At 75.1% G+C, this 22,722-nt stretch carries 17 protein-coding genes and 1 pseudogene; 10 read left to right on the forward strand and 8 right to left on the reverse strand.

The window, feature by feature from the left end:
- The first annotated feature begins 29 nt into the window (after positions 1–29).
- Complete coding sequence (locus tag ABD160_RS08110) at positions 30–1,328, forward strand: D-arabinono-1,4-lactone oxidase (RefSeq protein ID WP_344020025.1); 1,299 nt, start codon at positions 30–32, stop codon at positions 1,326–1,328.
- Entirely contained in the window at positions 1,310–2,332 is a 1,023-nt protein-coding gene (locus tag ABD160_RS08115; protein WP_344020026.1) for an alanine racemase, read from the forward strand. The genes ABD160_RS08110 and ABD160_RS08115 overlap by 19 nt, the downstream gene beginning before the upstream one ends.
- A 743-nt stretch (positions 2,333–3,075) precedes the next feature.
- On the opposite strand, the gene ABD160_RS08120 is transcribed toward ABD160_RS08115, so the two are convergent.
- The 4 genes and pseudogenes from ABD160_RS08120 to ABD160_RS08135 form a co-directional block, all read right to left on the reverse strand.
- A complete protein-coding gene (locus tag ABD160_RS08120) occupies positions 3,076–3,510 on the reverse strand; it encodes an SRPBCC family protein (RefSeq protein WP_344020028.1) in 435 nt (144 codons plus the stop codon).
- Between the two features lie 22 nt (positions 3,511–3,532).
- Complete coding sequence (locus tag ABD160_RS08125; RefSeq protein WP_344020030.1) at positions 3,533–4,288, reverse strand: hypothetical protein; 756 nt, start codon at positions 4,286–4,288, stop codon at positions 3,533–3,535.
- Positions 4,288–5,121 (reverse strand): phosphoenolpyruvate hydrolase family protein, encoded by an 834-nt coding sequence (locus tag ABD160_RS08130; protein ID WP_344020032.1) that lies wholly within the window; start codon positions 5,119–5,121, stop codon positions 4,288–4,290. Before ABD160_RS08130 ends, ABD160_RS08125 begins: the two co-directional genes overlap by 1 nt.
- Positions 5,118–6,310, reverse strand: a pseudogene (locus ABD160_RS08135) (Tm-1-like ATP-binding domain-containing protein). Before ABD160_RS08135 ends, ABD160_RS08130 begins: the two are co-directional and overlap by 4 nt.
- Before the next feature lie 129 nt (positions 6,311–6,439).
- Here ABD160_RS08135 and ABD160_RS08140 point away from each other — a divergent pair.
- The gene (locus ABD160_RS08140; RefSeq protein ID WP_344020034.1) at positions 6,440–7,600 is read left to right on the forward strand and encodes a hypothetical protein; all 1,161 of its coding nucleotides are present in this window, start codon (positions 6,440–6,442) and stop codon (positions 7,598–7,600) included.
- Between the two features lie 69 nt (positions 7,601–7,669).
- On the opposite strand, the gene ABD160_RS08145 is transcribed toward ABD160_RS08140, so the two are convergent.
- Positions 7,670–8,773, reverse strand: coding sequence for a DoxX family protein (locus ABD160_RS08145; protein WP_344020036.1), 1,104 nt, complete (start codon positions 8,771–8,773; stop codon positions 7,670–7,672).
- Between the two features lie 112 nt (positions 8,774–8,885).
- Here ABD160_RS08145 and ABD160_RS08150 point away from each other — a divergent pair, with 112 nt between their 5' ends.
- Together ABD160_RS08150 and ABD160_RS08155 are read left to right on the forward strand one after the other, a co-directional pair.
- Complete coding sequence (locus tag ABD160_RS08150) at positions 8,886–9,884, forward strand: ROK family protein (protein ID WP_344020038.1); 999 nt, start codon at positions 8,886–8,888, stop codon at positions 9,882–9,884.
- On the forward strand, positions 9,881–11,602 hold the full coding sequence (locus ABD160_RS08155) for an alkaline phosphatase D family protein (RefSeq protein WP_344020040.1): 1,722 nt from the start codon (positions 9,881–9,883) through the stop codon (positions 11,600–11,602). The genes ABD160_RS08150 and ABD160_RS08155 overlap by 4 nt, the downstream gene beginning before the upstream one ends.
- Before the next feature lie 16 nt (positions 11,603–11,618).
- On the opposite strand, the gene ABD160_RS08160 is transcribed toward ABD160_RS08155, so the two are convergent.
- Positions 11,619–12,488, reverse strand: coding sequence for a maleylpyruvate isomerase family mycothiol-dependent enzyme (locus ABD160_RS08160; RefSeq protein WP_344020042.1), 870 nt, complete (start codon positions 12,486–12,488; stop codon positions 11,619–11,621).
- Between ABD160_RS08160 and ABD160_RS08165 the strand changes: the two genes are divergently transcribed.
- The 5 genes from ABD160_RS08165 (at position 12,487) to ABD160_RS08185 (ending at position 20,087) form a co-directional block, all read left to right on the forward strand.
- Positions 12,487–12,921 (forward strand): DUF1700 domain-containing protein, encoded by a 435-nt coding sequence (locus tag ABD160_RS08165; protein WP_344020044.1) that lies wholly within the window; start codon positions 12,487–12,489, stop codon positions 12,919–12,921. The two genes, ABD160_RS08160 and ABD160_RS08165, sit on opposite strands and share 2 nt — an antisense overlap.
- 190 nt (positions 12,922–13,111) lie before the next feature.
- The gene (gene icmF, locus ABD160_RS08170) at positions 13,112–16,378 is read left to right on the forward strand and encodes a fused isobutyryl-CoA mutase/GTPase IcmF (RefSeq protein WP_344020046.1); all 3,267 of its coding nucleotides are present in this window, start codon (positions 13,112–13,114) and stop codon (positions 16,376–16,378) included.
- A 137-nt stretch (positions 16,379–16,515) separates the two neighbouring features.
- Entirely contained in the window at positions 16,516–17,913 is a 1,398-nt protein-coding gene (locus tag ABD160_RS08175; RefSeq protein WP_344020048.1) for an MFS transporter, read from the forward strand.
- Positions 17,914–18,426: 513 nt separating this feature from the next.
- Positions 18,427–19,011, forward strand: coding sequence for a hypothetical protein (locus ABD160_RS08180; protein ID WP_344020050.1), 585 nt, complete (start codon positions 18,427–18,429; stop codon positions 19,009–19,011).
- Positions 19,008–20,087: a serine/threonine-protein kinase gene (locus tag ABD160_RS08185; RefSeq protein ID WP_344020051.1), complete on the forward strand. Its 1,080-nt coding sequence runs from the start codon at positions 19,008–19,010 to the stop codon at positions 20,085–20,087. Before ABD160_RS08180 ends, ABD160_RS08185 begins: the two co-directional genes overlap by 4 nt.
- A 48-nt stretch (positions 20,088–20,135) precedes the next feature.
- Here the strand turns inward: ABD160_RS08185 and ABD160_RS08190 are convergent, their stop codons facing one another.
- Complete coding sequence (locus ABD160_RS08190; RefSeq protein ID WP_344020053.1) at positions 20,136–21,368, reverse strand: alpha/beta fold hydrolase; 1,233 nt, start codon at positions 21,366–21,368, stop codon at positions 20,136–20,138.
- A gap of 5 nt (positions 21,369–21,373) precedes the next feature.
- Entirely contained in the window at positions 21,374–22,660 is a 1,287-nt protein-coding gene (locus ABD160_RS08195; protein WP_344020055.1) for an MFS transporter, read from the reverse strand.
- Positions 22,661–22,722: the final 62 nt, after the last annotated feature.

Consider the following 22,722-nt stretch of genomic DNA (forward strand, 5'->3'; position numbering starts at 1 on the left):
GGACGATCTCCTCCGGCCAGGATGTGAGCGTGAACGGCACGTGGCGGAACTGGGCGGGCAACCAGCGGACCCGGCCGGTCTGCACGGTGCACGCCCGGGACACCGGCGAGGTCGCCGACGCCGTCCGCGCCGCCGCCGAGGACGGCCTGCGGGTCAAGGCGATCGGCAGCGGCCACTCGTTCACCGGCGTCGGGGTCGCCGACGGGGTCGCGATCGCGGCGCCGTCCGATCCGGCCGGCATCCGGCTGGACGGCGAGATCGCGCACGTCCCCGCCGGGGTCACCCTGCGCGCGCTGAACCGGCGGCTCTGGGAGCTGGGCCGGGCCCTGCCGAACCTGGGTGACATCGACGCGCAGACCGTCGCCGGGGCGATCTCCACCGGCACGCACGGCACCGGCGCCGGGTACCGCGGCATCGCCGCGCAGGTCGAGGGCGTGCAGCTGGTGCTCGCCGACGGCACCGTCCGGCATCCGGCCGGCGACGAGCTCGCCGCCGCCCGGATCGGGCTGGGCGCGCTCGGCGTGCTGACCGGGGTGAGCCTGCGGACCGTGCCCGCGTTCCGGCTGCACGCCGTCGAGTCGGTGCGGCCGCTGCCGGAGGTGCTCGACGGGCTCGACGCGCTCGCCGCCGCGCACGACCACGTCGAGTTCTACTGGTTCCCGCACACCGACCTCGCCGTGCTCAAGACCAACGACCGCACCGACGCCGAGGGTCCCCGGCGCGGCCGCGCGGCCGGCTGGATCGGCGACGAGCTGCTCGGCAACGGCGGGTTCGGCCTCGCGTGCCGGGCCGGCGAGCTGGCCCCGCCGCTGGTCCCCCGGCTGAACGGCTTCGTCGCCCGCCGGATGCCGGCGGGCGGCTACGTCGGCCGGTCCTACGAGGTGTTCTGCAGCCCGCGCCGGGTCCGGTTCCTGGAGATGGAGTACGCCGTGCCGCGCGCCGCGCTGCCGGAGGCGTTCGCCGGGCTGCGCGCCGCCGCCGACCGGCACGGTCACGGCGTCACCTTCCCGGTCGAGGTCCGGGTGCTCGGCGCCGACGACGTCCCGCTGTCCACCGCGTACGGCCGCGACACCGCGTACCTGGCCGTGCACGTGCGGGCCGGACGGCCGCACGAGACGTACTTCGGCGCCGTCGAACCGGTGCTGTCCGCGCTGGACGGACGCCCGCACTGGGGCAAGCTGCACACCATGACCGCGGCGACCCTGCGGTCCCGCTACCCGGCGTACGACGACGTCGTCGCCGTCCGCGACCGGCTCGACCCGGAGGGCCGGTTCCGCAACCCCTACCTGGACCGGGTCCTGGGAGTGCCGTGCGCGTCGCCGACCTGACCACCCCCGCGCTGCTCGTCGAGGCGGGTGCGCTGGAGGCGAACCTGACCGACATGGCCACCGTCCTGCCCGGACCGCGGTTGCGGCCGCACGTCAAGGCGCACAAGACGACCGCGCTCGCCGCCCGGCAGGCCGCACACGGCCACCACGGATTCACCTGCGCCACCGTGCGCGAGGTGGAGGGCATGGCGGCGGCCGGCCTGGGTGCGGACCTGCTGCTCGCCAACGAGGTGCTCGACGCCCGCAGGCTGGGCGCCGTCGTCGACACCGGTGCCCGGGTGACCCTGGCGATCGACTCGGCGGACACGCTGCGGGCGGCCGTCGACGGCGGGGTGCGCGAGGTGCTCGTCGACGTCAACATCGGGCTCCCGCGCTGCGGGATCGCACCGGACCGGGCCGGGGAGCTCGCCGACGCCGCCCGCTCCGCCGGGCTGACCGTGCGCGGCGTGATGGGCTACGAGGGGCACCTGCAGATGCTCGCCGACCCGGCCGAACGCGCCCGGCTCACCACCGAGTGCACCGACCGGCTGCTGGCCGCGCACGCCGACGTCGGCGGCGAGGTGATCTCCGGCGGCGGGACCGGCACGCACACGATGAACACCGCCTGCACCGAGATCCAGGCCGGCTCGTACGCGCTGATGGACACCGCCTACACCGCCGCCGGGCTGACCTTCCGGCAGGCGCTGACCGTGCTGTCCACCGTGCTCTCGACGACCGCGCCGGCCGGGGACATGCCCGGCTGGGCCGTCGCCGACGCCGGGCTGAAGGCGTTCGGCATGGACCACGGCAACCCGACCGTGCCCGGCGGCGACGTCTGGTTCTGCTCCGACGAGCACCTGACCTTCGCCGCGACCCCGCTGCCCCGGCCCGGGGACCGGATCAGGATCGTGCCCGCGCACGTCGACCCGACCGTCGCGTTGCACGAGCGGATGCACGTGGTGGACGGCGACGGCCCGGACGCCGAGGTCCTCGACACCTGGGCGGTCGATCTCCGAGGCTGGTGAGCTGCGCCCCGGCCGACGTCCGCCGCCGGGCCGCGCCGGGCTGCACCGCACCGGGCCACGCCGGGCCGCGTCGCATCAGGCCGCGTCCCGCACCGCCCCGCCCCGTTCACACTTGCTCATCGTGGCCGCGGACCCAGCGCGTCCGCACCGGTCGCCACGCCCGCACGGGATTGCCACGTCCGCACGGTTTTGTGGCGTCCGCACGGTTTTGTGGCGTTCGCACGGGATCGGATCCCGTGCGAACGCAGTGAACCCGTGCGGGTGTGCCGGCTGCGCGGACACGCCCGCGAGCGCGGGCCCGGAACCGATCCGCTGCGTCGGGCTGAGGGATGCGCGTGCACCGCTGCCTCGCGGCACACCGGTCATGCGTATGCACCCCAGCAGGCGTCGCGCCCCGGTAGCGACCCCGACGCCGACACCGACGCCGACACCGGAGCCGACACCGGCACCACCGGCACCGGCGCCGGAGCCGGAGCGGTGCCGGACCCGCGTTCGTGGCGGCGCACCGGGCCGAGCGCAGCACCAGACCCGGGCCACCGCACCACGCCGAGCGCAGCACCGGACCCGGGCTCGCCGATGCATTCGCACGGGTTCACTGCGTTCGCACGGGATCCGATCCCGTGCGAACGCGACGAACCCGTGCGAACGCCATGATCCCGTGCGGACGCCGGGCCCGGCGCGAGGCGCGCGGCCCCGCGAGGCGCGCGGCCTCGCGCGGCGCGCACCTCCCGGTCCGGCCCGGGTCAGCCGTACCGCTGGGCCAGCGCGGTCAACCCGGTGGCGAACACCCCGTTCGCGAACAGCTCGACGAGGTCCCCCTCGGCGGCGGCGTCGGCGTCGAACTCGGTCCACCACTCGCCGAAGGTGTGCCCGGCCGTGGTGACCGGGGCCAGCCGCAGGGTGGAGATGTAGCGGCGCACCGGGAACGGCGACTCCAGGATCTCGTAGGTGACGGCGTGCCCGCGTTCGTCGAGGGCGAGCAGCTCCTCGACGACGACGCCGCCGTCCCCCAGCACGAGCCGGCGCTGCGCCCCGATCTCGGTGCCGGACGCGCCGCGGATCAGCTCGCAGCCCTCGATCGCCGGGTGCCAGCGGTGGATGCCGCCGAAGTCGCGCACGTGCGGCCAGACCTCGGCCAGCGGCGCACCGATCACGGCGCTGGAATAGGGACGGGGCATGGCGTCTCCTCCTCGGGAGTCGTCAGTTCTCGGTGCGCAGGTGGGGTGCCTGGGCGGCGAGCGTGTCGAGCTGGGCGCGCACCTCGGCGAACCCGGTGTCGGAGCGCAGGTCGAGCGCGATCGACGCGGCCTGTTCGGTGGTCTGGCCGAACGCGGTGCGGGCCTCGTCGAGCCGTTCGGCGATCGTGACGGCGGTGGGCCCGCCCGGGGCATGCCCGGAGTCGAGGCTCTCCCCCAGCACGGCCAGCCGCAGTGCCTCGTCGAGCTGCCAGTCCAGCCGGCGTCCGACGTCGACCAACCAGCTGCGGGCCGGGCCGTCCGGGGTGGTCCGGACGACGGCGTGATAGGCGGTCACGGCGCGCACGCAGTCCTCGTAGGCGCCGGCCCACCAGCTGCCGGCGCGCAGGCCCGGCGGCAGCACCGGGCGGGCCTCGCCCTGCGCGAGGCGCATCGCGGCGAGCTCGTCCGGGCTGGGCGAGCGCAGCCAGGCGCGGGTGGCGAACTGCACCGGCAGCCCGACCAGCAGCCCGACCGGGATCCCGACGAACAGCACGGTCACCACGAGGATCGCCAGCATGCCCGGCACCCCGTCCAGGCCGCTGGGCTCCTCCGACACCGCCACCCCGATCATGCCGAGGACCCCGAACCCGAGGGCCGCGAACCCGCCGATGATCAGGGCACCGAACCTGGCCAGCGCGTGCTGCGGCCAGCGCCCGCGGACCCGCATCCGGCGCCGCCAGTCACCGCCCGGCGGCGGCGCGGGCCGCCTGGGGGCCATCACCGTTCGAGCGCGTTCTTGAAGGCGCGGGTCTGCGCGGTCAGCGCCTGCTCGGTCGGCAGCCGCTCCATCGACGACGCCCCGTAGAAGCCGTGGCAGGACTTCGTCCGGGACAGCACGTACGCGGCGTCCTCGGGCATCGCGATCGGGCCGCCGTGGCAGAGCACGAGCACGTCGTCGCGGACCTCGCGGGCCGCCGTGGCCCAGTCGTCGACCAGCTCGACGCAGTCGTCGAGGGTCTTCGAGGTCTCCGCGCCGATCGCGCCACCGGTGGTCAGTCCCATGTGACAGACCACGATGTCGGCCCCCGCCCGGGCCATCTCGCGGGCCTGCTCGGCGGAGAACACGTACGGCGTGGTCAGCAGCTCCTTCACCCGGGCCGCGGCGATCAGGTCGACCTCCAGGCCGAAGCCCATCCCGGTCTCCTCCAGGTTCGCCCGGAAGACGCCGTCGATCAGCCCGACGGTCGGGAAGTTCTGGATGCCGGCGAACCCGAGCGAGGCCAGCTCGTCGAGGAACCGGTCGGTGAGCAGGAACGGGTCGGTGCCGTTGACGCCGGCGAGCACCGGTGTCCGGCGGACCACCGGCAGCACCTCGGCGGCCATCTCGACGACGATCTCGTTGGCGTTGCCGTAGGCCAGCAGCCCGGCCAGCGAGCCGCGTCCGGCCATCCGGTAGCGGCCCGAGTTGTAGATGACGATCAGGTCGATCCCGCCGGCCTCCTCGCACTTGGCGGACAGCCCGGTGCCGGCGCCGCCGCCGACGATCGGCTCGCCGCGCGCCGCCATCCCGGCGAAGCGTTCCATCAGCTCGGAGCGGGTGAACCGCCTCATTCGTGCACCTCCCGCCACGCGGTGAGCACCGCGTCGGCGAACTCGGGGTCGTTGACGTGGTGCGGGATCCGCCGCACCCGGCCGGTGTCGGCCACACCGGACTCGATCGCGGCGAACAGCGCCGCGTCCGCCGCCGGATCGTGGAACGCCTGGCCCGGCGTGTCCAGCGCGGACACCCCGCCCAGCGGCAGCAGGAACAGCCAGCGCCCGGTGAAGGTGTTCAGCTTGCGCGCCAGCCACTCCCCGATCGCGCGGTTCTCCTCCACGGTGGTCCGCACGAGGGTGACGTTGGCGTTGTGCTCGTAGCGCAGCCGCCCGGCGAACCGCTCCGGGACGGTCGCGACCGCCCCGAAGTTGACCATGTCGAGGGCCCCGCAGGACCCGACCCAGGGGATCCCGGTCCGGGCGACGGCGTCGAGCCGGTCCTCGCCGGCCGCCATCACGCCGCCGACGAGGAGATCCGCGATCTCGGTGGTGGTCAGGTCCAGCACCGAGTCGACCAGGCCGTCGTCGACCAGTTTCTCCAGCGACGCACCGCCGGCGCCGGTGGCGTGGAAGACCAGCGCATCGATCTCCTCGCCGAGCAGCTCGCGGCCCGGCTGACGCACGGCGTCGTCACCCCGAACATGGTCAGGCCGACCGCGGGCAGGTCCGTCCCGGCCGGCGCGGCGGGGGCGGCGGCCGCACCGGCCAGCATGTGCGCGGCGTTGCCCAGCACCGCCCGGGAGATCCGGTTCAGCCCGGCGATGTCGGTGACGGCGTGCAGCATCGCGATGTCGCTCGCGCCGACGTAGGGCGCGGTGTCGCCGGACGCCACGGTGGACACCATCACCTTCGGCACGCCGACCGGCAGCGCCCGCATCGCCGGGGTGACCAGCGCCGTCCCACCGGACCCGCCGAGCCCGAGCACCCCGGCGACGTCGCCGGCGCGGGCGAGCAGGAACGCGCGCAGCGCGACCGCCATCGCCCCCACCGCGGTTCCCCGGTCCCCGGTGAACACCGCGGCGGCGCCGTCCGGGTGGTGCGCGGCCACCTCGGCGGCGGACACCTCGCCACCGGGCGCCGGGGCGGGCCCGGTGGACACGTCGACCCGGCACACCGGCACCCCCGCGGCGGCCACCGCGTCCGCCACGAAGTCGATCTCGGCGTGCTTGGTGTCGCGAGTCCCGATCACATACGCGCTCCGCACACCGGAGTTCTACCGGTACCCACCGCCCCGGGGCGAGGGCCGACGCCGGAACGACACAGGGCAGTATGGGTGGGCTCTCCCCGGAAGCCGGGCTCGTGACCTCGCGGCCCCCGACGTCGTTGGAGTGACATGCACGGTCAACCGGACGACCACCACGGCATCGTGCTCCCGCTCGAGGGGCGGCCCGGCGGCGCCGTTCCCGGCCCGCCGGAACGCAACGGCGGCCCCCGCCCCGGCCCGGCCGCGCCGCCGCCCGGGCCGGCACTGCTGCTGAGCTGGGTACCGGCCGACGGCGCCGACGAGGCCCGGCCCTGGGGCGAGCGGATCACCGCGTCCAGCGAGCTGGCCCGCCATCTGGTGCGCCCGCGCGCGCCCCAGACCGATCTGGCGGTGCGGCTCGCGCTGCCCGAGGCGTTCGGCGCGGAACCGCTGCTGCGGGTGGTCGGCGCCGAGCCCCGGCCGGCCCGGCCCGGCCCGTCCACGCTGCTGCCGCTCGGCGCGCCCGGCTCCGGGCCCGCCCCGGGCGCCCCGCTCGGGGCGCTGGTCCTCTCGGTCGCCGCGGAGATCGCCGCCACCGGCACCCAGCACCGGGTGCTGGACGCGATCACCTCGGCGGCCGCCGCGCTCACCCGGTCCGGCGTGACCGGGCCGGACTCCCGGCTGCGGGCCGCCGAGGAGGCACTGCGGGCCGCCCAGACCGACCTGCTGGAGCACGGCGGGGTGGGGGCGGGCTCCGGGCTGGACACCGCCGTCGCGAACCTGTCGGTGCTGCGGCACCAGACGCACGCCCGGCTCTCGGGCTGGGAGCGGGTGGTCGCCGCCGCCGATCCGGCCGGGACCCCGGGGATCGCGCTGCGCGAGCAGCTCGGCGAGGTCGGCAGGCTCGGCTGGGACGGCTTCCCGGCCGCCGTGCACGGCGCCTACCAGGCGCTCGTCCTCGACGCGCGGCGGATCCTGCTCTCCGCAGCCGATCAGCTGCTGCGCTCGCCGAGCCGGCCGCTGGCCGCGCTGCGCCCGCTGATCGAGCCGGACCTGGCCGGGCGCGCGTCCGACATCGCCCGGCTGCACCGGCTGCTGACCACGCTGTCGGTGCTGCCGCTGACCGTGCGCAAGCGCTCCGGCGGGATGCTGCCGAACCTGATCGCCGAGCAGGCGACCACGAACGCGCGCACCCAGGCGCTGTTCACCAGGATGGCGAACGCGCTGCACCCGCCGTCGTGGTGCGGCCAGGTGGCGGTGGAGGTCCGGGCGCTGCCGACCGGCGAGCTGCAGATCCTGCGCCCGGCCTGAGCACCCGCACGAACGGGCCTCCGTGGCGGTCCGGCCCACGGAGGGCCCGTTCGTGCCGGTGCGGGTGGCTCAGCGCGCGGCGGCCTTGGCCCGCTTGCGGGCGTCCTTCGCGGCGCCCTTGGCCTGCTTCGCGGCGTCGGCACCGGCGCTCGACGCGCGATCGGCCAGGTCCGACCCGAAGCGGGCGGCCTGCGCCTGCGCCTGGCTCGCCAGGGTGCTCAGCCGGTCGGCGTACTCGGGGGCGCGCTTCTCGGCGCGGGCGACGGCCTTCTGGGCCTGCTTCTCCCAGCGGGCGCGCCGCTTCTCGGCCTCCTTGAGCCACCGGTCGCCGGTCTTGCCGGCCGCCTTGCGGTACTGCGCGCCGCGCTTGTCGACGGCCTTCTCCAGCTTGTCGCCCTGCTTCGCGGCGGCCTTGGCGAGCTTGGCGCCCTTCTTCTCGGCGGCCTGGGCCTTCTTCTCCGCCTTCTTCGCGGCCCGCTGGGCGGCCGCCGACAGCTGCTCGGACCAGGTGGAGGCGCGCTCGGAGGCGACCTCACCGAGGTGCGCGGCCTGCTCGGACGCCTTGCCGCTCCACTCGCTCGCCCGCTCCCGGACGACCGGGCCGTACTCCTCGGCGGCGTCGTGCAGCTTCTCCCGGGTGCCCGCGGCGGCGGCCGCGATCGAGGTCCCGGCACCGGCCAGGCCGGCCGCGAGCTGCGCCCCGGTGTCCGAGTCGGACGCGGACGACAGGCGGGCCTGGGCCTTCGCCGCGGCCTGGCGGGCGCGGTAGGCGTTCGACGGCTTGCCGTGCGTGTCGGACGCGGCGATCAGCAGCCCGCCCAGCAGCCCGACGTTCTTCAGGAAGTGGATCTGCTGCTCGGTGCGCTTCTGCTGGTCGGTCTCCTCCCAGAAGCGGTGCCCGGCGAGCGTGGTGGGGATCACGGTGGCGGCGAGCGCGGTCGACGCGAGCCGCGGGAACCTGCCCAGCGCGAGCAGCGATCCGGCGGCGATCTTCACGCCGGCGTCGACCTTCACCAGGGTCTCGTAGTCGGGTCGGCGGTCCAGCGGCGCGTTCTCGACGACCTTGTCGATCGCCGGTGCGGCCTGGTCCAGCACGGGCTTGGCGGCTTGCGCGTGGCCCTCGGACTGGCGGAGCGCGGTCACGCCGCCGTAGATGAAAACGGCCGCGAGCATCGGCCGGGCAACTCGTCGCAAGACTGGCATGGGTCACCTTTCCCCGGTTCACCGCGTCCGCAAACCCCGGGGTGCGCTGGCATCACAGCGGCTGTGCCGCAATCATGCCCGGGTGACGAACGGACGGCGGGCTATCGGGCTCGACATCGGAGGAACGAAGGTCGCCGGAGCGATCGTGGGCGAGGATGGCACGGTCCACGCGGAACTGCGGCGCAACACCCCGGACACGTCCGACGCGGGCACGATGAACGTCCTCCTCCAGGGGATGGTCGAGGAGCTGCGCTCCGGCGAGGCGGGCGAGGGCGTCTGCGCCATCGGCGTCGGCGCGGCCGGGACGGTCGAGTGGCCGGTCGGGCGGATCCGCTGGGCGCCGAACAACAACTACGAGAACTGGGACGTCCGCGGCGACCTGGAGCGGACGACCGGGCTGCCGACCGTCGTCGACAACGACGGGAACGTCGCCGGGCTCGCCGAGGCCCGCCTCGGCGAGCGCCGCTACGACGACATGCTGCTGCTCACCGTCGGCACCGGGGTGGGCGCCGGGATCGTGCTCGGCGGCCGGATCTACCGGGGCGCGCACGGCCTGGGCGCCGAGGTCGGGCACATGAACGTCAACCCGGACGGCCCGCAGTGCGGCTGCGGCAACTTCGGCTGCCTGGAGTCGGTCGCGTCCGGCACCGCACTGACCCGGATGGGCCGCACCGCCGCTGCGCACGACCCGGACGGGATGCTCGCCGGCCTCGCCGCCGAGGACGGCGGCGAGGTCACCGGCCGGCACGTGACCACCGCGGCCACCGCGGGCGACCCGACCGCGCAGTCGCTGTTCCAGCGGCTCGGCCGGGCGCTGGGCACCGGGATCGCCGGCCTCAACGCGATCTTCGAGTTCGAGGTGGTGCTGATCGGCGGCGGCCTGGTCGACGCGGGCGAGCTGCTCCTCGGCCCGGCCCGGCGCGCCGCGCGCGAGTTCCACTACGGCCCGCCGCACGTCCGGCCGATCCCGCAGGTGCTGCCCGCCACCTACAAGGGCGACGCCGGGAAGATCGGCGCCGGGCTGCTCGCGCTGGAGGAGACCGTCGGCCCGGAGCGGGCAGGTCTACCCTCGATCGGGTGACCCTCCTGCTCGGGCCGGTTCTGCGGCACGTCGACGAGACCTCCGCCCTGGTCTGGGTGCAGACCGACCGGTCGTGCACGGTCGAGGTGCTGGGGTGCACCGCGCGCACCTTCGAGGTCGCGGGCCTGCACTACGCCGTCGTCGTCGTGACCGGTCTGGAGCCGGACACCCGGTACCCGTACGAGGTGCACCTGGACGGGACCGTCGTGTGGCCGCAGCCGCACTCCCCGTTCCCGGCGAGCGTGATCCCGACCCGCGGGCCGTCCACCGAGCGGCGGCAGCGGATCGTGTTCGGCTCCTGCCGCTACGTCAAGCTGTCCGACCCGAGGACCGCCCGCAGCTACGGGCTGGACGCGCTCGACGTCTACGCCGCCCGGATGGCCGGGCTGCCGCCGCAGGAGTGGCCGAGCGTCCTGCTGATGCTGGGCGACCAGGTGTACGCCGACGAGCTGACCCCGCAGACCCGGCGCCGGATCGCCGGGCGCGGGGACCGCCGTCCCGAGTGGCCGGACGACGAGATCGTGTCCTTCGAGGAGTACTCCGGGCTCTACCGCGACACCTGGTCCGATCCGGAGGTGCGGTGGCTGCTGTCCACCGTCCCCACCGCGATGATCTTCGACGACCACGACGTCCGGGATGACTGGAACACCTCCGGCGTCTGGCGGGCCCGGATGGCCGAGCTGCCCTGGTGGCGCGAGCGGATCCGGGCCGGTCTGGCGTCGTACTGGGTGCACCAGCACCTGGGCAACCTCACCCCGGCCGAGCTGGCCGCCGATCCGGACTGGCAGGCGGTGCAGGCGTCCGGCGGCGACGTGTGGCCGCTGCTCGCGGAGCGGGCCGACCGCTGGGACCGCGAGGTCGGCGACGGCGGGGACCGGCACAAGGACGAGCGGTTCTCCTTCTGCTGGGAGCTCGGCGGCACCCGGCTGATCGTGATCGACTCCCGGAACGGCCGGATCGTCGAGTCGCTGCCCCGCAAGATGGTCTCCGACGCCGAGTTCGACTGGGTGCGCGAGCGCGCGCTGGCGCCGGGCCGGATCGACCACCTGGTGCTGGGGTCGTCCATCCCGTGGCTGCTGCCCCAGGTCATCTCCGACCTGCAGGCCGGCGTGGAGACGAGCGCGAACCGGCCCGGCCGGATCGGGCGGGCCGCCGAGTTCCTCCGCCAGGAGGCCGACCTGGAGCACTGGCCGGCGTTCGGGCACTCCTTCGCGCGGCTGGCCGATCTGGTCCGCGACGCCTGCCTGCCGCGCGCCGGGGACCCGCCGCCGGCGACCGTGTCGGTGCTGTCCGGCGACGTGCACCACTCCTACGCGGCCGTCGCCGACGTGCACGCCGACGCGCCGGGCGACCGGCCGGGGCGCGGCGTCGACGGCACCCGGGTGCACCAGCTGACCTGCTCACCGGTGCACAACGTGGTGCCCGGCTTCATGCGGGTGCTGTTCCGCGTCACCTGGTCGCGGCTGATCGCCCGGGCCAGCAACCGGTGGGCCCGCGACCACGACACCGACCGGGCCGGGGTCTCCTGGGAGCGCACGGCGGGCCCGCTGTTCGGGAACCTGATCGCCACCCTGACCCTGGACGGGCGGCGGGCCGCGGTCCGCTTCGAACGCCCGCGGTCGGCGTCCACACTGGACCTGGCCGCCGAGGTGGCGCTGACGCCGCAGGCGCCGCCGGAGCGCTCGCCCGCCGAGGTCGCGCTGGGCGCGCGCCGCTAGCCCCGGGCCGCCGCGCTCAGAAGTCCGTGCGGGACAGCCAGGTCGTCCAGACCGCCGGGTCGCCGAACACCTGCAGCCGGTCGTCGTCGGCGGGGATCCGGCGCAGCACGCCCTGGAGCAGGTCGGCGGCGGTCCCGCGGACGGCGGCCGCGCCCTTGCCGTGCCCGTTCTCCCAGACCACCCGGCCGCCGGCGGTCCGGATCATCCACTCCCCCGCGGCGCCCAGCTCGTCGTCCACCGCGTGCAGGTGCAGCGTCACGCCGTCGGGCAGCGGCGGCTCGGCGGCCGGCGGGCGGGCGGTCAGCAGGTCCAGCCACTCCGCGACGCCGTCCGCCGCGACCTCCGGCGCGATCTCGAACGGCGCGCCGATCGCGATCGCCGCGTCGGCCCGGTGCACGGTCGCCTCGTGCAGCCGGCGCCGGATCCACCAGGCGGCGGGCCTCGGCCCGGTGAAGGTCCACACCGGAGCGTCCCGGCCGGCGGCCGTCACCGCGTCGAGCAGCTCGGTGACGCCGTCGCGCAGCCACTGCGCACCGGCCTCCGGGCCGTCCTCGGCGGGCTTGCCGCCGGTGACGGCGCGCGGGTCCAGGATCTCGGTGGCCCCCGCAGCGATCATCTGCGCCGCCCAGCGGTGCCCGCGGCCGACGTGCCGCTCCAGCTGGAGCAGGCTCCATCCCGGGCAGGTCGGCACCGGGACGGTCAGGTCGGCCGTCTGCAGCAGGTCGGCGAGCCGGTCGTTCTCCGAGATCAGGAGCCCGGCGTAGGGGTCGATGGTGCTGCCCTGGGATGTCCCCGGCATGAACTCGGGCCTCCACTCGAAGAACTGACGAGGTCGTACCGGCGAGTCGCGCATGACGATCTTGCCGGTCGGGTAGGTATAGATCATGCCTCCGCACCGCGACTGGACGCGACGGGGAGTCGGGCGCGCGCTGCTGTACTGGCCGCTGGTGGCCTTCCTGCTGGTGGCGGCCTTCCCTGCCGTCGCGGTGCCGCTCGTCATCGTATCCGGGTTCGCCCTGCTGTTCCTCGGCCTCGTCGGCGGTTTCGCCGGGAAGCGCTGGCGCGCAAGGCGACTCGCGAGGGCGCGGCGCGCGCTGGCCGAGCTGGCCGACCAGGTGACGCCCGGGACCGACGAGCCGGCCGGGCAGCAGGCCGATGCCGCGGCCGGCGACGCCGACCGGACCGGGGCCCGCCCGGATCCCTGCCCCGCGGCCTGGCCCACCGGCCGGCACGCCCGGCGCACCCGGCAGCCGCACACCCCGGCGCCCGCCCGTCCGGCCGCCGTCGCCGAGGAGCCGGCCGAACAGAGCGCCGCCTGACCGACGCCACACCCCCCGGCCCCGCCGCACACCTGCTGCAACGGGTGTGCGGCGGGGCCGTGGGGTGTGCGGCCGGCACCGGGAGTGATCGCAATGTGACCCGTGACCCGTTTCTTGTACGTCCAATACTAGGATGTCAAACTAAATGGGCCGGGGCCGTCGTCCGCACACCCGGCGGGAGGAGCGGGTCATGGCCGACAGCCGCGGAGCGAGCACCGACACCGAGCTGCACGTCCCCACCCATCCCGTCCGGTTCGTCACCGCGGCGAGCCTGTTCGACGGCCACGACGCCGCGATCAACATCATGCGGCGGATCCTGCAGAAGCAGGGCGCCGAGGTGATCCACCTGGGGCACAACCGGTCCGTCGACGAGGTCGTCACCGCGGCGATCCAGGAGGACGTCCAGGGCATCGCCATCTCGTCCTACCAGGGCGGGCACGTGGAGTACTTCTCCTACCTGGTCGAGCTGCTGCGCGAGCGCGGCGCCGGCCACGTCCGGGTCTACGGCGGGGGCGGCGGCGTGATCGTCCCCGAGGAGATCGAGCTGCTGCACTCGCGCGGCGTCTCCCGGATCTTCTCCCCGGAGGACGGTCAGCGCCTCGGCCTCCCCGGGATGATCAACATCATGATTCGGGAGTGCGACACGGACCTGGGCGAGCAGCCGCCCGCGTCGTACGACGGGCTGTTCTCCGGGGAGACGGCGACGCTCGCCCGCGCGCTCACCCTCGCCGAGACCGGGCGGCTCCCGGCCGAGGTCCACCGGCGCATCGCCGCCCCCGAGCGGACGGTGCCGGTGCTCGGCATCACCGGCACCGGCGGCTCCGGCAAGTCGTCGCTGACCGACGAGCTGGTCCGCCGCTTCCGCCTCGACCAGGAGGACAAGCTGCGGATCGCGGTCCTCGCGGTCGACCCGACCCGGCGCCGGGGCGGCGGCGCGCTGCTCGGCGACCGGATCCGGATGAACGCGCTCTCCGGTCGCGGGCCGGCCGGCGGCGGGGGCCACGACAGCGTCTACTTCCGGTCGCTCGCCACCCGCGGCGGCGACGGCGGCTCGCTGCCCGAGCGGCTCGGCGACGCGATCGCGGTGCTGCGCAGCGCCGGGTTCGACCTGGTGATCGTCGAGACGCCCGGCATCGGCCAGGGCGACGCGGGCATCGTCGGGTTCGTCGACCACTCGCTCTACGTCATGACGCCCGAGTTCGGCGCCGCGTCCCAGCTCGAGAAGATCGACATGCTGGACTTCGCCGACGTCGTCGCGATCAACAAGTTCGAGCGCCGCGGCGCCGAGGACGCCCGGCGCGACGTCGGCCGCCAGCTCGTCCGCAACCGCGAGGAGTTCGGCGCGAGCTGGGAGGACATGCCGGTCTTCGGCACCTCGGCCGCCACCTTCAACGACGACGGCGTCACCGCCCTCTACCAGCACCTGCGCGACCTGCTCGCGGCCGGCGGGCTGCCCGTCGGGGAGGGCAGGCTGCCCCGGGTCGACACGAAGACCTCGTCGCACCATGCCGCGGTGATCCCGCCGGAGCGCAGCCGCTACCTGGCCGACATCGCCGACACGGTGCGCGGGTACCACGCCGACACCGAGCGGCAGGCGCTCGCCGCGCGCACCCGCCAGCATCTGCGCACCGCCCGCGAGCTCGTCGGCGAGCAGGTCGCGCCGGCGCTGGAGAAGGCCGAGCGGGAGCTGCCCGCCGAGGGCGCCGCGCTGCTGGACGGCTGGCCGTCGGTGGTCGCGGACTACTCCGGCGACGAGTACGTCTACACCGTGCGGGACAAGGAGTTCCGCACCAGGCTGACCCGCGAGACGCTGTCCGGCAACAAGGTCCGCCGGGTCTCGCTGCCCCGCTACGACGACGACGCGCAGCTGCTGCGCTTCCTGCGCCGGGAGAACCTGCCGGGCCGGTTCCCCTTCACCGCCGGGGTGTTCCCGTTCAAGCGGGAGGGCGAGGACCCGGCCCGGATGTTCGCCGGCGAGGGCGACCCGTTCCGCACCAACCGCCGGTTCAAATACCTGTCGCAGGACTCCGAGGCCAAGCGGCTCTCGACCGCGTTCGACTCGGTGACCCTCTACGGCCACGACCCGGACACCCGCCCCGACATCTACGGCAAGGTCGGCACCTCGGGCGTCTCGATCGCCACGCTGGAGGACCTGAAGGCGCTCTACGACGGCTTCGACCTCTGCTCGCCGACGACCTCGGTCTCGATGACCATCAACGGCCCGGCGCCGACGATCCTGGCCTACTTCCTGAACACCGCGATCGACCAGCAGACCGACCGCTTCCGCGAGGAGCACGACCGCGAGCCGGACGCCGCCGAGCGCGAGCAGATCACCGCCTACGCGCTGGCGAACGTGCGCGGCACGGTGCAGGCCGACATCCTCAAGGAGGACCAGGGGCAGAACACCTGCATCTTCTCCACCGAGTTCTCGCTGCGGATGATGGCCGACATCCAGGAGTGGTTCATCGCGCACCAGGTGCGCAACTTCTACTCGGTCTCGATCTCCGGCTACCACATCGCCGAGGCCGGGGCGAACCCCATCTCGCAGCTCGCGTTCACCCTCGCGAACGGCTTCACCTTCGTCGAGAGCTACCTGGCCCGCGGGATGAGCATCGACGACTTCGCGCCGAACCTGTCGTTCTTCTTCTCCAACGGGATGGACGCCGAGTACACCGTGATCGGCCGGGTCGCCCGCCGGATCTGGGCGGTCGCGATGAAGGAGCGCTACGGCGCGAACGAGCGCTCGCAGAAGCTGAAGTACCACGTCCAGACCTCCGGCCGCTCGCTGCACGCGCAGGAGATGAACTTCAACGACATCCGGACCACGCTGCAGGCGCTGTGCGCGCTCTACGACAACGCGAACTCGCTGCACACCAACGCCTACGACGAGGCGATCACCACGCCGAGCCAGGAGTCGGTGCGCCGCGCGATGGCCATCCAGATGATCATCACCAAGGAGTGGGGCCTGTCGATGAACGAGAACCCGCTGCAGGGTTCGTTCGTCGTCGACGAGCTGACCGACCTGGTGGAGGAGGCCGTGCTGCGCGAGTTCGAGTCGATCGCCGAGCGCGGCGGCGTGCTCGGCGCGATGGAGACCGGCTACCAGCGCGGCAAGATCCAGGACGAGTCGATGCTCTACGAGCACCGCAAGCACTCGGGCGAGCTGCCGATCGTCGGCGTGAACACCTTCCTCAAGCCCGACGGCGACGACGAGCCGCAGGAGATCGAGCTCGCCCGCGCCACCGAGGAGGAGAAGCGCTCGCAGCTGGAGCGCCTGGCCGACTTCCAGTCCCGGCACCGCACCGAGGCCGAGCAGGCGCTGCGCCGGCTGCAGGACGTGGCGACCGGCGACGGCAACGTGTTCGACGAGCTGATGAAGGCCGCGCGGGTGTGCTCGCTGGGCCAGCTCACGACGGCGTTCTTCGAGGTCGGCGGGCAGTACCGGCGCAACATGTGACGGACCGGCCGGGCGGCGCGGCACCGGTTCCGGTGCCGCGCCGGTCCGCCGCGCCGGGGCGTCCCGGCGCCCCAGTCGTTTTGCTTGCTTCAAGATAACTACCATGGTGGGCGACCCCGACGAAGGGCACGCCGACCGTGACCGAGAGCGTCCGCGACACGCCGCACACCGCCGCCGAGCCGCTCCCCCGCCGGCACGCCGTGTTCGCCGTCGTCGCGCTGGCGCTGCTGATGGCCGCCCAGGACCAGACCGCCGTCGCGACCGCGCTGACCACGGTCAGCGCCGACCTGCGGACCGACCTGGCCTGGACCGGCTGGATCATCACCGGGTACGCGGTCGGCCAGATCCTGGCGCTGCCGCTGGGCGGGCGGCTCTCCGCCCGGTTCGGCGCCCGCCGGGTGTTCCTGCTGGCGATCGCCGCGTTCACCGTCCTGACCTGCCTGTGCGCGCTCAGCCCCGGGATCGGCCCGCTGATCGCCTGCCGGTTCCTGCAGGGCGTCGCGGGCGGGGTGATGCTCCCGGCCGCGAACGCGATCGTCGCCCACCACTACGGCCGCGACCGCGACCGCGCGCTCGCACTGTTCACCAGCGTGCTCCCGATCGGCGCGATCCTCGGCCCGCTGCTCGGCGGCCTGGTCCTGACCATCTGGTCCTGGCACGCGATCTTCCTGATGAACGCCCCGCTCGGGATCGTGGTCGTGGTCGCCGGGGCGTTCCTGGTCCTCGACCCGCCGCGGTCCGCACCCGGGCGGCTCGACGTGCGCGGCATCGCCCTGCTGCTCGGCACGCTGGTCACCGGGATGGTCGCGATCACCGTGCTCGGCACGGCCGGGCTCGAGCCGGCCGGGATCGCGGTCGTGGTGCCCGCCGCGCTGCTCGCCGTCGCCGCCGGGTACCTGTTCGTCCGGCACGCCCGGCGGCGGACCGACGCGGTGGTGCCGTGGCGGCTGATCGCCGGTCGCGGGCTGGGCATCATGAACTCGACGAACCTGCTGCTGGGCGCCGCGATGATCGGTTTCGGCGCGCTGCTGCCGCTCTACGCCCAGACCCGGTACGGGATGGCGCCGCTGGCCGCCGGTGCGCTGCTGGCCGGGCGCGCGGCCGGCTCGGTCGTCTCGTCCGGCGTGTCGGTCGCGCTGCTGCGCCGCACCGGGCACCGGCCGCTGCTGCTCTGCGGGATGGGGATCGTGGTGACCGGGCTGCTGCTGGCCGCCGCACCGCCGGTGGGGACGACGCCGGAGATCTGGCTGCTCGTCGCCGCCACGCTGCTCGGGATCGGCACCGGGCTGACCGCCCCGGCGGCGAACAACGCGGGCATGCACCTGGTGCCCGGCGACGTCGCGGCCATGTCCGGGCTGCGGATCATGTTCCGGCAGGTGGGCGGCATCGCCGCGGTGTCGGCGACCACGGCGGCGGTCGCCGCGGCGAGCTCGCCCGGGATCGCGGGCGCGGTCGCGCTGGTCGTGCTCGCGGCGCTGCTCGCCGGGATCACGCTGGTCGCGGCCCGCCTGCCCAACCGGCGCGGCCGCTGGTGAGGGTGCCCGCCCGCCCCGACCCGGGCGGGCACCGGCGGATCAGCGGCGGGACCGGGACCTGCTGCCGCGACGGCCGCGGTTCCAGCCGCCCAGGATGCCGATGGCCTCGACGAACGACTCGGCAGCCTTGGAGAGCTTTCGACCGGCCTTCTTCATCGGGTGTCCTCCACGGGGGTTCGGTACTGCTCGGGGTGGTGCTCGGGAGCGGGGTCCACCGTCTCAGAGCGCCGGACCGGACTTGGCGAGGGGGCATTGCTCCATCTCGGTGACACCGGCGGGGCCGGTTCGTTCCGGATCGGAAGCACCTCACCCGGCTGCCGCACCGTGCCCCGGCGTGTCCGCGCGACGACCGCCGTCCGGAGCAGCCGCTGCGGCCGCGCCGGGGCCGATCACCCTCGCCCGGGTGACACCGCCGCCGTGTGTGACACGTGCCGTGCGGTGGTACTCCGGCCCGGTCACCCGGCGGAGTGACGCAGGAATCGCCGCCGGGCACGACGGAACGAGGGGGCTCAGGTGACACCGGACGTACTGATGTGGGTCGTGATCGCGGCGGTCGTGCTGCTCGTGCTGGGCGCGGTGCTGGTGATCGGCGCACGGTTGCGGGGGCGACGCCGCACCGCGGCGCTGCGCAGGCACTTCGGCCCGGAGTACGACCACGTGGTCGAGGTCTCCGGCAGCCGCACCCAGGGCGAGGCCGAGCTGCGGCGCAGGCTGTCCCGGCGCAACGAGCTCGACGTGCGCGAGCTCGACGCCGACGAGCGGGAGCAGTTCGTGGCCCGGTTCCAGCAGGCCCAGAACTCCTTCGTGGAGACGCCGCGGACCGGCCTGCGCGACACCGACCTGCTGGTGCAGCAGGTGATGCGCAGCCGCGGGTTCCCGGTCGAGCACTTCTCCGAGCGCGAGGCGATGGTCTCGGTCGACCATCCCGATCTGGTCGCGCACTACCGGGCCGCGCACGCGGTCGCCGTCGCCGACACCCAGGAGGAGGCCGACACCGAGCAGCTGCGGCAGGCGATGGTCGACTACCGGTACCTGTTCGACGAGCTCATCGGGGCCGGGCACCCGGAGAGCACGCACCGCGATCTCCGGGCGTCGTGACCGGACCGGGCGAGCCGACCACCCGGTTCCCGGCCGTCGAGGGCGACCTGCTCGGCGGCCGCTACGAGCTGCGCGGGGTGCTCGGCGAGGGCGGCATGTCCCGGGTGCACCTCGGGCACGACCGCGAGCTGGACCGGCCGGTCGCAATCAAGCTGCTGCACTCCACCGATCCCGACGACATCGCCCGGATCGGCGACGAGGCCCGCGCCGCCGCGGCGGTCGACCATCCGGGCGTGGTGACCGTGCACGACGTCGGTGGCACCGCCGACGGCGTCTACCTGGTCATGTCGCTGATCGAGGGCGAGACGCTCGGGCAGCGGATCGAGCGCGACGGCCCGCTCGACCCGGCCGAGGTGGTGCGGATCGGCGTCGCGGTGTGCGACGCGCTCGGTGCCGCGCACCGGGCCGGGGTGGTGCACCGCGACGTGACGCCCGGCAACATCGTCCTCGGCCCGGACGGCCGGGTGACCGTCACCGACTTCGGCATCGCGCGGCTCGGCGAGGGCGCCGGGCGCACCCGCACCGGGTACGTGATCGGCACCCCGCTGCACATGGCCCCCGAGCAGGGCCGCGCGACCGGCCGGGTGGACGGCCGCGCCGACCTCTACGCGCTGGCCTGCTGCCTGTTCACCGCGCTCACCGGACGCCCGCCGTTCACCGACCCGGACGCGTTCAGCGTGGTGCTGGCACACCTGCGCGACGCCCCGCCGCGCCCCTCCACGCTGCGCGCGGGGATCCCGCCCGCGCTGGAGGAGACACTGCTGTGGACCCTGGCCAAGGACCCGGACCGGCGCCCGCCGGACGCGGCCGCGCTGGCCGCCGCGCTGACCGCCGGGACCGGGGCGACCGTCCCGGTCCCGCAGCCGCGCCGCGGGTCCGGCTCGACGGTGGCCTCGACGGTGGCGCTGCCCGGCGACGGCGGACCGGTCGCGTCGCACGCGCTGCACAGCACGCTCGACGACGTCGAGCACGACGACGTGGCCGCCGCCGACCGGCGGCGCCGGGTCGGCCTGGCGCTGATCGTGCTGGCCGCGCTGCTGGTCCTCGGGGTGCTCGCCGCGGCCCTGCCGCTCTGACCCTGCCGCTCGGACCCCGCCCGGCTCGGCCCCGCCCGGGCGGCACGGTCACGGGGTGGGCGGGGCGCCGGGCAGCCGGGTGTCGAGGGCGATGCCGGCCCGCAGGACCGGGCCGAGCAGGGCGGGTGCGCCGCGCCTGGGCAGCGCGGCGAGCCGCCCCGCCAGCCCGGGCAGGGCCCGGTGCGCGCCGGCCTCCACGATGTGCGCGACGTTCAGCGCGGCCAGCCGGTGGGTGTCCAGCGCGCTGTGGCCGTGCGCCGCGAGCGGGACCAGCACGGCGTCGGGCAGCAGCTCGGCGACCCGCTCGGCCACCGGTGGTGGCGTGCGCAGGTCCCGGTCGCCGGACACCACCGCCACCGGCCAGCTGAAGCGGCCCAGCTCGGCCGGGATGTCGTAGGGCGGGGTGCGCGACTCCGCGGCCGGGGCGAGCGCGAACAGCTGCTGCGGATCGAGCGGGTGCCCGTCCGGCGGGGCGTCGAAGCCGAGCTCGCCCTGCCCGATCGGCCGGACCAGGTCGGGTTCGAACACCAGCGGCTGCCCGGTCGGCGACTCGACCTCGGCCCGGCCGAGCCCGGCGATCCGCGCCCAGCTGCGCCGGCCCCGGCCACGCAGCCGCGCCGTCAGCAGCCGCTCCAGCGGCGCGCTGCCCGCGAACTCGTACACGTGCTGGACCACGCCGGACAGCTCCAGCGGGTCCTCCCCCGCGGCGGCGAGCTCGCGGACCAGCGCCGCGCACCGGGCCGTCGCCGGATGGTGCCCGTCCCAGAACAGCGCGCGCAGGTGCGCCCGGACGTCGGCGACGTCGCCGGCGTCCAGGCCCGGCGAGTCGAGCACCATCGCCGCGATCCGGTCCGGATGCCGGACCGCGAACACCTGGGCCAGGTAGCTGCCGTACGAGGTGCCGTAGACGATCGCCCGCGGCACGCCCGCCGCGTCCAGCACCGCGGCCAGGTCGTCGGCGGCGGAGGTGCTGGTGACGTCGTCGACGGTGAGGTCCGCGCCGGTCGAGTCGTGCCGGGACAGCCCGACACCGCGGTGCTCCACCATGATCACGTCGAGGCCACGGCGGGCCGCCGCCCGGCGCAGGCCGCGGTAGGGCAGCACCGAGGCCAGGCCGGGCCCGCCGGGGACGGCGAGCACCGGCGTCCGCTCGCCGGGCCCGTCCCGCACCCAGGCCAGCGGCAGCTCGCGGCCGCCGGACAGCGGGCGCGGCACCCAGCCACCGGACCGCTGCACCTCGGCGCGGCCCATCGCGGTCCACGCCGCCGCCGGGTCCCCCATCGTCGTCACCTCCCGGCCCGGTCCACGAACGGGGGACCCTGCGGGTTCCCGGCCCGGCCGTGACCCGGCGCGCCGATCCGGCGCAGCACCAGTGCCAGCGCGAGCGCGGCGAGCAGCAGGCCGCTGACGTAGCCGGCCAGCGCGGGCCAGCCGCCGTGGTCGAAGGCGATCCCGCCGATCGCGCCGCCGACGCTGGAGCCCGCGTAGTAGCCGACCAGGTAGAGCGACGACGCCTGCGCGGGCACCGCGCCGGGGAGCAGCCGGGAGCGGCGGCCGACCCAGCTGCTGGCCACCGAATGCGCGCCGAAGAAGCCGACCGTGATCATCAGCAGCCCGGCGAGGACGGAGCCGAGGACGTCCGGCACGGTCACCCAGACCCCGGCCAGCGCGAGCAGGGTGGCCGACCACAGCACCGGACGGCGGCCGAACCGGTCGCCCAGCCGGCCGGCCCGGGTGGACGCCCAGCTGCCCGCCAGGTAGCCGAGGAACACCAGGCCGACCAGCGTGCCGGGCAGCGAGAACGGCGCGGCGAGCAGCCGGAACCCGAGGTAGTTGTAGACCGTCACGAAGGCGCCCATCAGCAGGAACGCCATCCCGAACAGGCACAGCAGGCCGGGATCGGTGAGATGGCGGCGCAGCGGGCCGCCGAGATCGCGCAGCCGGGTCCGCGGCGGGGCGGGCGCGGTCGGTGCCGGCAGCAGCAGCCGGAACGCGACGGTCGCCAGCACCGACAGCCCGCCGACGGCGGCGAGCCCGGCCCGCCAGCCGCCGAGCTCGGCCACCCAGGACGCGACCAGCCGCCCGGACAGCCCGCCGAGCGTGTTGCCGGCGATCAGCAGCCCGACCGCGCCGCCGAGGTGCCGCCCGGCGACCTCGTGGGTCAGGTGCGCCATGGACAGCGCGGGCAGCGCGGCGAGCGCGATCCCCTGCAGCGCCCGGACCGCGACGAGGGTCTCGAAGGTCGGTGCCAGCGGAGCCAGCAGCGCGAGCACGGCCGACGCCGCGAGCGCCCAGGTCATCACCCGGGCGCGGCCCCACGCCTCGGTGACGGCGGACAGCGGGAGCACGGCGAGCGCCAGCGCCCCGGTCGTCGCGGACAGCACCAGGCTGGCCGTGGACGATCCGACGCCGAACTCGGCGGACAGCGCGGGCAGCAGCCCCTGCACGCTGTAGACCAGCACGAACGTCGCCATCCCGGACAGCCACAGGGCGGCGCCGAGCCGCCGGTAGCCGGGCGAGCCGCGCTCGTGCGGCGGGGCGGCGAGCGCGGCGGGACGTTCGGTCGTTGTCATCGCACACGACCGTAGGCGCGACCGTTGCCATGCGTCCAATGCATGTGACGACCGATTAGCAT

It is taken from the genome of Pseudonocardia kongjuensis (genome assembly GCF_039526905.1).
GTDB lineage: Bacteria > Actinomycetota > Actinomycetes > Mycobacteriales > Pseudonocardiaceae > Pseudonocardia > Pseudonocardia kongjuensis.

Excerpts from the sequence above, each read along its gene's own strand:
- ABD160_RS08120 (WP_344020028.1), bottom strand. The coding sequence starts at position 3,510 with ATGCCCCGTCCCTATTCCAGCGCCGTGATCGGTGCGCCGCTGGCCGAG.
- ABD160_RS08125 (WP_344020030.1), bottom strand. The coding sequence starts at position 4,288 with ATGGCCCCCAGGCGGCCCGCGCCGCCGCCGGGCGGTGACTGGCGGCGC.
- ABD160_RS08130 (WP_344020032.1), bottom strand. The coding sequence starts at position 5,121 with ATGAGGCGGTTCACCCGCTCCGAGCTGATGGAACGCTTCGCCGGGATG.
- ABD160_RS08140 (WP_344020034.1), top strand. The coding sequence starts at position 6,440 with ATGCACGGTCAACCGGACGACCACCACGGCATCGTGCTCCCGCTCGAG.
- ABD160_RS08145 (WP_344020036.1), bottom strand. The coding sequence starts at position 8,773 with ATGCTCGCGGCCGTTTTCATCTACGGCGGCGTGACCGCGCTCCGCCAG.
- ABD160_RS08165 (WP_344020044.1), top strand. The coding sequence starts at position 12,487 with ATGCCTCCGCACCGCGACTGGACGCGACGGGGAGTCGGGCGCGCGCTG.
- ABD160_RS08160 (WP_344020042.1), bottom strand. The coding sequence starts at position 12,488 with ATGATCTATACCTACCCGACCGGCAAGATCGTCATGCGCGACTCGCCG.
- icmF (WP_344020046.1), top strand. The coding sequence starts at position 13,112 with ATGGCCGACAGCCGCGGAGCGAGCACCGACACCGAGCTGCACGTCCCC.
- ABD160_RS08190 (WP_344020053.1), bottom strand. The coding sequence starts at position 21,368 with ATGGGGGACCCGGCGGCGGCGTGGACCGCGATGGGCCGCGCCGAGGTG.
- ABD160_RS08195 (WP_344020055.1), bottom strand. The coding sequence starts at position 22,660 with ATGACAACGACCGAACGTCCCGCCGCGCTCGCCGCCCCGCCGCACGAG.